Source organism: Flavobacterium sp. CG_9.1, assembly GCF_015751645.1.
GTDB classification, from domain to species: domain Bacteria; phylum Bacteroidota; class Bacteroidia; order Flavobacteriales; family Flavobacteriaceae; genus Flavobacterium; species Flavobacterium xanthum.
The window spans coordinates 66,678-79,666 of the sequence record NZ_JADOVC010000016.1; the positions used below are offsets into that span (position 1 = coordinate 66,678).

General features: G+C 31.7%; 9 protein-coding genes and 1 pseudogene. 9 read left to right on the forward strand and 1 reads right to left on the reverse strand.

The window, feature by feature from the left end:
* Window positions 1–264: 264 nt before the first annotated feature.
* From IWX83_RS10190 to IWX83_RS17465, 9 genes are all read left to right on the forward strand, one after another.
* Complete coding sequence (locus IWX83_RS10190; protein ID WP_196829470.1) at window positions 265–945, forward strand: response regulator transcription factor; 681 nt, start codon at window positions 265–267, stop codon at window positions 943–945.
* Window positions 942–2,219, forward strand: a complete 1,278-nt coding sequence (locus IWX83_RS10195) for a HAMP domain-containing sensor histidine kinase (protein WP_196829472.1) — start codon at window positions 942–944, stop codon at window positions 2,217–2,219. Before IWX83_RS10190 ends, IWX83_RS10195 begins: the two co-directional genes overlap by 4 nt.
* A 51-nt stretch (window positions 2,220–2,270) precedes the next feature.
* The gene (locus IWX83_RS10200; protein ID WP_073020583.1) at window positions 2,271–3,422 is read left to right on the forward strand and encodes a serine hydrolase; all 1,152 of its coding nucleotides are present in this window, start codon (window positions 2,271–2,273) and stop codon (window positions 3,420–3,422) included.
* 189 nt (window positions 3,423–3,611) lie between these two features.
* Window positions 3,612–4,049 (forward strand): PepSY-like domain-containing protein, encoded by a 438-nt coding sequence (locus tag IWX83_RS10205; RefSeq protein ID WP_073020581.1) that lies wholly within the window; start codon window positions 3,612–3,614, stop codon window positions 4,047–4,049.
* 76 nt (window positions 4,050–4,125) lie between these two features.
* The gene (locus tag IWX83_RS10210; protein WP_370568411.1) at window positions 4,126–5,526 is read left to right on the forward strand and encodes a BamA/TamA family outer membrane protein; all 1,401 of its coding nucleotides are present in this window, start codon (window positions 4,126–4,128) and stop codon (window positions 5,524–5,526) included.
* Between the two features lie 83 nt (window positions 5,527–5,609).
* Window positions 5,610–6,851, forward strand: a complete 1,242-nt coding sequence (locus tag IWX83_RS10215; protein ID WP_196829474.1) for a TolC family protein — start codon at window positions 5,610–5,612, stop codon at window positions 6,849–6,851.
* Window positions 6,841–7,770, forward strand: a complete 930-nt coding sequence (locus IWX83_RS10220) for an efflux RND transporter periplasmic adaptor subunit (protein WP_196829476.1) — start codon at window positions 6,841–6,843, stop codon at window positions 7,768–7,770. Before IWX83_RS10215 ends, IWX83_RS10220 begins: the two co-directional genes overlap by 11 nt.
* On the forward strand, window positions 7,770–10,808 hold the full coding sequence (locus IWX83_RS10225) for an efflux RND transporter permease subunit (RefSeq protein ID WP_196829478.1): 3,039 nt from the start codon (window positions 7,770–7,772) through the stop codon (window positions 10,806–10,808). The genes IWX83_RS10220 and IWX83_RS10225 overlap by 1 nt, the downstream gene beginning before the upstream one ends.
* Window positions 10,809–10,957: 149 nt before the next feature.
* Window positions 10,958–11,371 (forward strand): hypothetical protein, encoded by a 414-nt coding sequence (locus tag IWX83_RS17465; RefSeq protein ID WP_073020572.1) that lies wholly within the window; start codon window positions 10,958–10,960, stop codon window positions 11,369–11,371.
* Window positions 11,372–11,433: 62 nt separating this feature from the next.
* Here IWX83_RS17465 and IWX83_RS10235 read toward each other — a convergent pair.
* A pseudogene (locus IWX83_RS10235) lies at window positions 11,434–12,398 on the reverse strand (IS30 family transposase).
* Between the last annotated feature and the right edge of the window lie 591 nt (window positions 12,399–12,989).

Consider the following 12,989-nt stretch of genomic DNA (forward strand, 5'->3'; position numbering starts at 1 on the left):
TTTAAGATTTAAGTTCCTGATTTTATTTAAAAGTAGCTACTTTTTTTGTCTTTAATAAAATTACACTGCTATTTTGTAGCGCTAAAATCTTATAAATAGGTTGGTAATATCGTGTGATTTTATAAATTATTTGGAAATATTTTTGAGAGAATATACAAATTTCAATTTCAAATCTGTAGGAAATCTGTATTTTTGAAAAACAATAGATTTGGAATAGATTTAACAGCTAATTTTACTTTATAATTCTACACTTAAACTTACATTATGAAGATCTTACTGGTTGAAGATGAAATAGAAATGCAAAAAAGTATTGCCCACTACTTAGGACTTGAAAAGAATATAGTTGAAGTAGCAAACGATTTTAATAGCGCTTATGAAAAAATACAATTATATGAATATGATTGTATCTTATTAGATATTACTTTGCCTAACGGAAATGGTTTGGATTTAATAAAAATCATTAAAAATAGTAGACCAAAAACAGGGATTATTATTATTTCAGCCAAAAACTCATTCGATGATAAAATAGATGGATTGAATTTAGGAGCGGATGATTATTTGCCAAAACCCTTTTATTTACCCGAACTAAATGCTCGTATAAAAGCTTTAATTAGACGCAATAATTTTGATGGAGTTGAAGTAATTATTATCAATGAAATTGCGCTATATCCGGACGAAAGAAAAGTTTTGATACACACACTTCCAATTCCTTTAACTTCAAAAGAGTTTGATTTATTAGTGTATTTTATCGCTAATAAAAACAGGGTTATTCAAAAAAACGCTTTGGTGGAACATCTATGGGGAGACAGCGCGGATCAATTTGATAATTTTGACTTTATCTACAACCACGTGAAAAATCTTAGAAAGAAACTACTGGCAGCAAACTGTAATGACTACATTCAGTCCATATATGGCATAGGATATACTTTTAAAACCGAACTATGAAGTTACTAACAAAAACGAGCCGATATTATATCTTCTACACTATTCCGGTAATTTTATTTTCAGCCATTTTTATCTATTTTTTTTTATTGGAAGAAATTGGGGAAAGCAATGAATCTATTCTTTTAACAAGAGTTAAAGTGATCGAAAGTTACATTAAAAAAGGAAATGGTCCTGTTCTAAATGTATTTGAAGCCAATAATGAGGTTTATATAAAAGAGATTGAAAAGGGCAGGATTATTCCGCAAACTATCAAAGACACGTTGCTGTATTCTGATATTGAAAAGGAGTACATTTCGAATAAAATGATAGCACTAAATGCTGTCGTAAACGGGAAAAATTATCAGATTAAAGTGTGGAAGAGTACCATAGAATATGATGAATTGATGGAAGTAGTCTTTGTTGTTTTTACATTATTATTGGTATTACTTTTTTTAGTCACAGCGTACATCAATATCAAAATTTCCAAGTTAATTTGGAAACCATTTAAAAGCACCTTAGACTATATAAAGGATTTTAACGTCAATACACTGCATTATAAAAAATTAGAATCTAATGAAATCACGGAGTTCAGCGAATTAAATTCTTCTATCAATCACATGACCTCAAAAATGATTAATGATTATAAAAACCAAAAGAAATTTGCTGAAAATGCTTCCCATGAATTTCAAACGCCATTAGCTATAATTAAAGGTAAAATCGATTTATTACTTCAAGAAAATACGTTGAATGAAGAAACAATGAAGCTGTTAGTTTCTATTGAAGAGGCAACAAGTCGGCTGAGTAGGATAAATAAATCATTGTTATTACTTTCTAAAATAGAAAATCAACAATACGAAAAAACAGATACCGTTGCACTACTTCCTTTGCTTGAGAAAGTAAAAACCTTAAACGAAGATTTCATTTTAGATAAAAAGCTTCAGTTTGTTTACGAAGCAACTAAGGAATTGGATTTTAGAATTAATTCAGAATTGTGTTTTATTTTAATTAATAATTTAGTCCAAAATGCCATAAGACATAATTACAAGAACGGACAAATTATTGTTTCGATAAAAAATAAAACCTTAATTATAAGCAATACTGGTGCACTCGAACCATTAAATGAAAATACTATTTTTGAGCGTTTTGAAAAAAAATCGTCTAATGTAAATTCTATTGGTTTAGGATTGGCTATCGTGAAGGAAATTGCCGAAGCGAATTCAATTAACATTTCATATCATTATAAAAATAATGCGCATTTATTTTCTTTAAGTCAGTTTAAAAATATGGTTACATAATAGATTGATTGTAAATATTGATTACTAATATAATAACATCTAACAAAAGTTATGGGGAGCAAAATAAGTATTTTACTATTGGCAATCGTTATTCTAGGAATTTCATCTTGTGATGTTTATCACACCCTTCGATTTGGGGCATTACCAGACCAGAATGACTTTTCTCATTTTCCGAAAAGAAAAATTGAAAACCAAGACTCCGTTTTTAATTTCATAAAGCCTGCTAAAGACTACAATTTAGGAAAGTTGATAGGCTTGACTAACAAGTCATTGAATGCAAGTAATATAGCTCTAGATAGCTTTGCAAAAATTCATAATACAATTTCGTTTTTGATCATCAGAAATGATACGATTTTATATGAGAAATATAATGGTAAATACTCGGACACTTCGTTAGTATCTTCGTTTTCTATGGTCAAACCAATGGTCTCAACATTGGTAGGTATAGCTATTTCAGAAGGAAAAATTAAAAGTAAAGAGGACCCTATTATTAATTATTTAACGGAATTTAAAAATAAGCCAGGATTTGATAAGATTACAGTAAAAAATTTACTGCAACACACTTCAGGAATAAAATTTACAGATCAAGAATTTAATATTGTCTCCGATAATGCTGAATTTTATTGGGGTCATGATTTAAGAAGAGATATGAAAGAATTAACGATCAAAACAGCACCTAATACTGAATTTCATTATAGCAGTGCAAATACCCAGTTGTTAGCTTTAATTATTGAAAGAATAACGAATAAGCCCGTTTCAAATTACTTAGAAACTAAAATTTGGAAGCCATTAGGCATGGAAGCACCCGCATATTGGAGCTTGGACAAGGATAATCAAAATGGTATGGAAAAAGCTTTTTGTTGCCTACAAGCAAGGACCATTGATTTTGCTAAATTTGGAAGGTTATATCTCAACAAAGGCAGTTGGGAGGGCAATCAGATTGTTTCAAGGGATTGGGTGGAATATTCAACACATTCAGATCCGAGTAACAATAACAGACATTTTTACAACAACAATTGGGGAATAGGACCTGTAAAATATAATAGTTTTTATGCCGTTGGACTTTATGGTCAGTATCTGTACATCTATCCAGAGAAAAATATTCAAATTATTCGATTTGGAAATTCCTCACTATCTTATAATCCAAATTATTGGCAAGATATTTTTATTCAAATTATTGACCAGTTAAATGTGTTGAAATAAACGGGATTAGCAATACACCACGCCCAATAAAATTCGAAAGTGGTACTATTAATTTCTTTTTGAAATTGATATAGTAAGTCAAACTATAACTAGCATTGATGTGGATATATTTTTTATAAAGCAGTTTACAAAATAGATTTGAAATAGATTCATGATAGATATTTGCATACTAATTTAAAAACAGCAATTATGAAAAATTTAATTTTATTTGCCGCTGCGGCAATAAGTACAGTAGGTTGCGCACAGACTAAAGAAAAGAAAGAAGTGCCGAAATTTGTTAAGGAAGCTTTTCAAAAAGAATATCCAAATACGAAAGTAAATTGGGATATTGAGACAGATGGTTTTGAAGCAGAATTTACAATGAATGGCAAAGATGCTTCAGCAAACTATGATAAAAAAGGGCACAAGGTAGCCACAGAAATCGAAATTAAAGAAAACGAATTACCTGCAAAAGCCTCAACCTATATAGCAATGACCTATCCTAATAAAAAAATCAAAGAAACTGCTAAAATTACAGATGACAAAAATATAATTACGTTTGAAGCGGAGATTAGTATTGATGGAAAAAATAGTGATTTGATTTTTGATGCTTCTGGTAGATTTGTAAAAATCTTGAAAGGAGAATAATCTTAAAATAAAAATATAATTTATAACAAGCCATTAAAAAAAAAATAGTGGCTTAATTGTACAAATAGTTACGAAAGTGAAAAAAACCTTACTGTATTCCTTTATGTTGACTCTTCTAAGTTTTCCTTTTTTAGAAGCGCAGGAAAAAGATTCTTTATCCTTTGTAAAATCAAAAAGAATGTCTGAAGATGACCTCATTAAAAAAAAAGAAGGTAGGTTTTTCACAGGAATTCCTGATTTTTCATCAGATCCGGTTACCGGATTTGGTTTTGGTGTGAGATCTAATATTTTCTGGAATGGAGCGCGAACAAATCCCTTGTTTCCTTACACGCCTTACTTAGCAAAATTGAAGGTGAACGCAGCTTATTACACATCCAATGCAAGAGAATTAGTGATGTCATTAGATGTTCCTTATTACAAAGGCACTAGATGGAGATTTAAAATTGATTTTAAGGCACAGCAAAATCCAACCAATTTATATTTTGGTCTAACTGAAACTACTTTAGAACCATTAAGACTTCCTTCAACTCCTAGTGGAGGACCAACTTATAACACCTATTCAGAATATGATCAGGCAAGAAAAACGCTGCGTTCAGGCGATGTTGGCGAAGCCCCTTTTGTAACAGATGCCTTATCTAATAGATTTAGAGAAACAGAATTTATGCTTAATCTAAAAGCCGATTATGCGTTAGGCAATGGAAAATGGAGAATTATGGGCGGCTATGAAATACAAAACTTAAGGTACAAAACTTTTGAAGGTGTCGAAGCTGAGGCTATAGATCCAATTACGAAAGAAAAGACAACCGCGCCTAATGGGTTCTCGCTTTTAAAAAGAGATTTTGAACAAACGAATATATCGGGTTTAAACGGCGGTTGGATTTCGATTCTTCAAACTGCGCTTATTTATGACACAAGAGATTTTGAACCAGATCCAACAAAAGGATACTATTTTGAAATTGCAAATGAATATTCAAGTAAATATATTGGTTCGCAGTTTGAATTTAATAAATTATTTCTACAAGGGAAAGGATTTTGGAAATTGCCTTTCGGTAAAAGGACAGTTGTAGCGAGTAGGTTGGGAGTTGGAAATATATTTGGATCAAACGCTCCATTTTTTGAATTTCAAGATCAATGGAGTCCCGATGGAAGTATCAACTCTTTGGGAGGAAAACAATCGTTGAGAGGTTATAGAGCAAACCGGTTTTTATCACGCTCGTTATGGTTTACTAACATAGAATTAAGGTATCGATTCTTAGAAACTAAACTTGGAAAACAAAGGTTTGCTTTTGGATTAGCGCCGTTTTTTGATGCAGGAACAGTGAGAGATAGATGGCAAGATTTAAATTTTAAAAATATTAAATTTTCATACGGTGCAGGATTACGAATTGCTTGGAATCAATCTACAATTTTGTCATTTGATTATGGAAAGTCAAAAGAGGACAGTTTATTTTATTTTGGAATAGGACAAGCATTTTAAAATAAACTTCAAAAAATACTGGAGTGTGAAGTTGTATTAAGCTATAATGGTGGTTCTTTAAGAACACAAAATCTGATAATTTTATGCGAATTCTCATTCTCTATATCCTTGCACTTAATGCAATTGCTTCTTTTGCACAAAAAAGAGACGTGAATTTTTTTATTGAAAAAGCCGTTGTGAATACGGCTTTATTAGAGGATTTAAACAACCAATCTAATTCTTTATCGATAGATAGTTTACTATATAAAGCCAATTTAAAACCGCAATTAAATGCTAATTTATTTGCTAATTATGCGCCGGTAATTAATAATTTTGGTTACGACAATGCGATCAGTAATGGCCAAAATGTTAGCGGTTTAGTGAGCTTTTCGCAAAAAATATTTGGCAAAGGCCAAAAAAACAATCAGCTTACTGCCATCACTTTATTAAAAGATAAAGTAGATTTTAATAAAAAAATTACAAAAAATGATATTGAAAAAGCCATACGATCACAATATATCATTGCTTTTTCTGATAACAATCAATTTTTAAACCTACAAAAACAGTTTGGTTTATTAAATACTGAATTGGAAATTCTTAAAAAGTTTACTCAAAAATCAATCTACAAACAAACGGACTACCTTCTTTTTTTATCCACAGTAAAACAGCAGGAATTCATCATGCTGCAAATGAAATATCAATTTGAAAATGATTTAGGAATATTAAATTATTTATGTGGAACCAATGAAAAATCGACCGCTGTATTAATCCAACCGCAAATTGAATTGAAGCAACTAATAGATTCAGAAAGTTCTATTTATAATCAACAATTTAAAATTGATAGTTTGAGTATTCAGAATCAAAAACAAAATATTGCCAATAATTATAAGCCATCACTACTATTGTTAGCAGATGCTGGGTATGTTTCTACTATAACAGGCCAATATCATAAAAATTTTGGTAACAGTGTTGGTTTTAATCTTTCAATTCCCATTTATGATGGAGATCAAAGAAAACTCCAAACCATTAAAAATAAATTGGCCTTGCAAACTAGTGCGGCTTATAAAAAACAATTTGAAAGACAGTTTAAGCAGCGGCAAGAACAGTTAGTGTTAAAATTAAGTCAAAACGAAATGATTACTAAACAATTAGAGGCTCAATTCAATATCAATGGCACTTTATTAAAAGCTTTTAATAAATTGTTAGTCACTGGAAATGCAATTATATCAGATTATGTTATTGCATTAGGTACTTCATTGTCGATTACAAATGCAATGGCTCAAAACAATATGGAACGATTGGTATTAATTAATGACCTTAATTACTGGAATACAAATGAAAAATAAGATAATCACATCCCTTATAATTCTATTTTTTTTAGTGCTTTTAGAGTCTTGTAAAAAACAAGAAACTACTGTAAAAGAAACAGAAACTATCATCCCTGTAACTGTCACAGCAATCGATACAACTGGTATTGATGATTATGAAGAAGTGTCTGGAACGGTTTCCTATATCGTTAAAACTCCCATAAAATCAATCATTACGGGTTATATAACAGCTGTTAATGTAAAAACGAATGACAAAGTTGTAAAAGGAAAAAGGCTGTTTTCCATAAAAACAAAAGAGGCAATTGCTTTAGGAAATGATGTGAATAAATTAGACGCTAATTTGCATTTTGGAAATGCGGTTTTTATCTCCTCAAGTTCTAATGGATTTATTACCGCTATTAATGTAGAGAACGGCAACTACGTTCAAGAAGGGGATGTATTGGCCATTATTAATGATTTGAATAATTATGGCGTCGTTATTAATGTTCCTTTCGAATTAAAAAAATACCTTTCGATTAATCAACAACTTCCTATTTACTTGCCAGATGGAACATCCATTTCATCTACAATAAAACAATTTATTCCGGCTGTAGATGCCGCTTCGCAAATGCAAAGTGTATTTTTAAAAATCAATGCAAATGAAGTTTTACCTGAAAACTTGATTGTTTCTGTACGGATTCCAAAATCAAATAAATCTTCTATCACTACGGTACCAAAAGCAGCTATTTTAAGTAATGAAATAGAAACAGAATATTGGGTTATGTTACTTAAAAATGATGCGACGGCTATCAAGGTTCCTGTTCAAATTGGTTTAAAAAATCAAGAAAGAATAGAAATAATAGCACCTAAATTTAAAGTAACAGATAGAATAGTAATTTCAGGGAACTATGGAGTGGGCGATACCATTAAAGTGAAAATTATAAATAGTGTCCAATAATGAATAATTTTTTTGTAAAATATAAAAGTGGTTTAAGCACCTTAATTTTCTTGATAGTATTGGGAGGTATTTTTGCGTATTCTAAAATGCAAACCAGTTTATTTCCAGAAATTACTTTTCCTAAAATAAAAGTCATTGCCGATGCAGGCCAACAACCAGTTGATAAAATGATGGTTACCGTTACCAAGCCACTAGAAAATGCGATAAAAAAAATCCCCAATCTAAAAACGGTTCGAAGCACAACCAGCAGAGGAAGTTGTGAGATTTCAGCATTTATGGATTGGAATTCGGATTTGGATGTAAGCAAACAGCAAATTGAATCTAGAATTAATCAGATTAGAACTGATTTACCACCAAATATTCAGATAACAGTGGAGAAAATGAATCCGTCCATTCTTCCTGTGATAAGCTATTCAATCGAAAGCACAAATAAATCCCCTATTGAATTAAAAAAAATAGCCAATTTCACGATAAAGCCCTTTCTCTCGCAAGTGGATGGTGTAAGTGAAGTTCGAGTTATTGGTGGAAAAGAAAAAGAATATTGGATTGAACTCAATCAGAATAAAATGATTGCTTATGGCATTACGCCTGAAGCAGTTTCACAGGTTTTAAGCCAAACCAATTTTATTACTTCCAATGGTTACTTGTCAGATAATCGATTTTTATATTTAACGCTAACCGATACTCAGATTAACACGAAATCCGATTTAGAAAATCTAGTAATCATAAATAATGGAAGAGGAATAATAACCTTAAAAGATATTGCAACGGTAGCCATTGAAGAAGCTAAAGAATATATAAAAGTAAATGCCAACGGAAAAGAAAGTGTATTAATTGCGATCATCAAACAACCTAGTGCCAACTTAATTACCATGTCAAGTGATATGGATGCGAAATTGAAAGAATTGCAAAAAATAATTCCGAAAGATCTAAAAATAAAACCTTATTACGAGCAATCCAGTTTTGTGGGTGATGCCGTAAAAAGTGTTACCGACAGTTTATTAATAGGACTGTTTTTAGCGATTATTGTGGCAATTTTATTTTTGAAATCGATTAAAGCAAGTGCTACTATTTTAATTGTAATTCCGGTAACACTTTGTGCTACTTTGCTAGTCTTATATTTTTCTGGACAAACTTTCAATATTATGACCTTAGGTGCAATTGCTGCTGCGCTAGGGCTGATTATTGATGATGCCATCGTTGTTGTGGAGCAAATTCATAGAACCCACGAGGAGCATCCTGAAGAACCTACAACAGCATTATTGCAAAAAGCAATTCACTATCTCTTTCCTGCAATGGTAGGTTCATCCTTATGTACTATTGTTATTTTTCTTCCTTTTGTATTGATGAGTGGTGTTGCTGGAGCCTATTTTAAAGTGCTCACAGATACGATGATTATCACATTAATCTGTTCTTTTTTTGTGACTTGGATTCTATTGCCAGTTGTTTATTTGTTGCTTACAAAAAATGACAACAATCTTTCTGAAGTGAAATCAGCAAGCAAACATCACGAAGTTAAAAGTCAAAATTGGGTAGCCTATTTTATTGAGAGACCACTATTGAGTTTTGGTTTTTGTGCTGTATTACTTATTTCGATAGTTTTAATTTTACCAAAATTAGAAACTGGTTTTTTACCGGAGATGGACGAAGGAAGTATTGTTTTGGATTATGAATCACCACCTGGTACTTCATTAGAAGAAACGGATAGAATGTTAGTTGAGGTCGAGAAAATCATTCATACTATTCCAGAAGTGGAGGCATACAGCAGAAGAACAGGGACACAAATGGGTTTTTTTATTACAGAACCTAATAGAGGTGATTATTTAATTCAACTTAAAAAAGACCGTTTCAAAACAAGTAATGACGTTATAGATGAAATTCGATTAAAAGTAGAAAGTTCACAGCCTGCACTTCGAATAGATTTTGGTCAAGTTATTGGCGACATGCTAGGTGATTTGATGAGTTCTGTTTCTCCTATTGAGGTCAAAGTATTTGGAAACGATCAAAAAGAATTGCAAAAAATAGCCAAACAAGTAGCTCTCATAGTCAAAAAAACAGAAGGCACCGCTGATGTATTTGATGGAATTGTATATGCTGGGCCTTCCATAAGTATTACCCCAAACTATAACCAATTATCTCAATATGGTATTACGCCAGCCAATTTGCAATTTCAATTGCAAACTTTGTTGGAAGGAAATGTGATTGGCTCTATTTTAGAGTTGGATAAAGCGGTTCCGATACGGTTGATTTATCCAAATACCCAGAATAGAAATTTAGAGGAAATTAGAAAGATTTTTATTTTTTTACCAAATGGAAAATCGATACCGATTAAAAATCTGGTCAATATCTCAATCTCTAAAGGAATTGCCGAGATAGAGCGCGAAAATTTGCAGATGATGTGCGTGGTTACCGGTAGGTTAGACAATAAAGATTTAGGTACGGTGATGCAAAACATTAAAAAAGAAGTCTCAAGTAAAATTTCGCTGCCAAGTGGTTATTATATTGATTATGCCGGCGCTTACAAAGACCAGCAACAATCATTCAAAGAATTATTACTTATTTTAATGGCATCTTGTTTATTAGTTTTTGGCGTTTTGTTATTCCTTTTCCGAAATTTAAAAGTGGCTTTTATACTGCTGTTTATTTCAGTCCTAGGTATTTCTGGGAGTTATTTATTACTGTTTTTGACAAACACTCCTTTGAATGTTGGGAGCTATACAGGTTTGATTATGATTGTTGGAATTATTAGTGAAAATGCTATTTTCACCTATTTACAATTTAAAGAAACCCTTCATAATTCGAATGATAAAAAGCAATCCTTGGTGTATGCCATATCAACCCGTTTAAGACCAAAATTAATGACTGCTTTAGGAGCAATAATTGCATTATTACCTTTGGCCATTGGAATTGGTACAGGTTCTGAATTGCATCAACCACTTGCAATTGCAGTAATAGGTGGTTTTTTAATCGCAATGCCTTTACTTTTAATTGTGCTGCCAAGTTTATTGTATTATTTTAATATTGAACATAAGGACTAGTTTTACAATACGTAATCGATTAAGGAATACCAATTACCAAATTAGAGCGTTCTCGTTTTGAAGATGCTTTTGACGAAACTGAGTTATTAGGGTTTTCAACCTCTTTTACCACTTTTGATTTATTGCAAAGTCACTGCAGAGGTGATGTAATGGCAAAGAATTTAATCCAACACCACAAAAAGCAAGTTCGCATGTTGGGTTGTCTTATTTCGAGAAAACAAGTGCTCACCGTTAGAGGTACGATGTGTTTTGGCACTTGGGTAGATTTTGAAGGAACTTATTTTGACACCGTGCATTTCCCTGATAATTTACTACAGTTTCCTTTTCAAGGTGGAGGTTGTTATCTTTTATTAGGAACTGTTGAAGTTGATTATCATTTTCCAACGCTAACCATTTTCAAAATGGCAAAGCTTCCTTTTGTCCCTGATCCAAGATATTCTGATGCTAAGGATTATCAATTCCTAACCCAACAACGCATCAAGGAAGATGTGAGTAATATCAGTCGGGATCCATATCCTCGGGCGCATGAGATTAATCTGCCAAGGTACAAGATGAGGGAGTGAGGTATTGATTTAAAGATAAAAAGTTGAAAAATTTTAATTTGACTTGTTTTATAGGGCTGGATTCAAGTTATAAATGCAACTTTTTGGTAAAACATATAATTTGGTGTTTCAAAATTAAATCTTTTTCTCGGACGGTTATTTAATTTTTCTTGTATTTCTATAATTCTTTCGATTGTTATTTCTTCAAAACAGGTCGATTTCGGTATATACTGCCTTATCAATCCATTTAGATTTTGATTTGCCCCTGGTTCCTATGGACTGTAAGGATTTGCAAAATAAAAATCAATTTCTAGTGCTTTTGCGATTTCTTGATGCATCGCAAATTCTTTTCCATTATCGGATGTGATTGTAAACAAATGAGACTTCCAGTTCTGTAATAATTCAATGGTCGCTTGTTTGACCAACTCACTTTCTTTAGACTTTATCTTTTTCACCCTCAGCATTCCGGTGACTCTGTCGTTTATCGTAACAATGGCTCCTTTGTGATTTTTGCCGATTATAGTATCTATTTCTAAATCTCCAAAACGTTGCTTTAAATCAACAATTTTCAGGCGATCTTCAATAAGTCTCCGGTTGCTTAAGACACCTCTGGAATCTTTCGCACTTCCTCTTTTTCTATACCTTTACCGGTTGTTCGTAGACTTAGATATAAATCCCCCTTTTCTTTCTTATCTCTCCAAATATGTTGGTAAATAGACTCTGTTGAAACACAAGATAATCCGTTTTTTGAGCAAACCCTTACGATTTGTTCCGGACTTAACTCTTGATCTAGGCATGCTTTAATGCGCTCTTTAATTTCAACGGTTAAATCATTTCTTTTAGATTTTCCTTTCTGTCGCTTTTCATATTTTCGCTATGCTAAAGCATAATCATATTTGCCACTGCGTAAATTACAATTACGTTTTAGCTCTCGGGTCACTACTGACTTGTCCTTTTTAATGAGCAATGCGATTTGGCTTTTGCTAAAATTTTGCTCTAATAATACACTAATAGTATATCTTTGTTCACTGGTTAAATGGCTCATTATTTACAACTTTGGTCAGGAGCAAATAAAGACAATTTATTCCATTCGAGAGAGAGGGCTTTCATGCCCTTTCTTTTGAAAAAATTATCTTATCTCTTTTCCTGAAAGTTGCATTAATTAATTGAATCTAGTAGGACAAAAAACCAAGATTGGATTTGCATCAAAACTGTTTCAGAAATTTTTAAGTTGAAAAGTTAGAGTTTCAATTTTATCGCTTATGGTACAAACATTGACGAATAATTTGGATAGTACCAAAAAGCAAAAACCCTCTAAATCATACGATTTAAAGGGTTTTAATTTAATTTGTACTTCTACTGGCGGAGAAAGAGGGATTTTACAAAGATGTGTAAATAACTTAAAATCAGTATTTTAAAATGTAAATTATAATCGAAATCATCCCCTTTTTTATTGTGGTGTATTTTATCAATATGTGAGTAGTAATTGTACAAAATAGTGCTGATTTATAATAATTTTTATGGGTAAACCACACTACATATTGAACATGTAATTAAACATAAGTTTGAACAATTTATTAGTCTGTTAAAGTTCAAAATTTGATGCGTTTAAATAAATTTTCTATCCAATAATCAAAGG

Coding starts and splice junctions, on each gene's coding strand:
- IWX83_RS10225 (WP_196829478.1), top strand. CDS start 7,770: ATGAATAATTTTTTTGTAAAATATAAAAGTGGTTTAAGCACCTTAATT.
- IWX83_RS10215 (WP_196829474.1), top strand. CDS start 5,610: ATGCGAATTCTCATTCTCTATATCCTTGCACTTAATGCAATTGCTTCT.
- IWX83_RS10190 (WP_196829470.1), top strand. CDS start 265: ATGAAGATCTTACTGGTTGAAGATGAAATAGAAATGCAAAAAAGTATT.
- IWX83_RS10220 (WP_196829476.1), top strand. CDS start 6,841: ATGAAAAATAAGATAATCACATCCCTTATAATTCTATTTTTTTTAGTG.
- IWX83_RS10205 (WP_073020581.1), top strand. CDS start 3,612: ATGAAAAATTTAATTTTATTTGCCGCTGCGGCAATAAGTACAGTAGGT.
- IWX83_RS10200 (WP_073020583.1), top strand. CDS start 2,271: ATGGGGAGCAAAATAAGTATTTTACTATTGGCAATCGTTATTCTAGGA.
- IWX83_RS10195 (WP_196829472.1), top strand. CDS start 942: ATGAAGTTACTAACAAAAACGAGCCGATATTATATCTTCTACACTATT.
- IWX83_RS17465 (WP_073020572.1), top strand. CDS start 10,958: ATGGCAAAGAATTTAATCCAACACCACAAAAAGCAAGTTCGCATGTTG.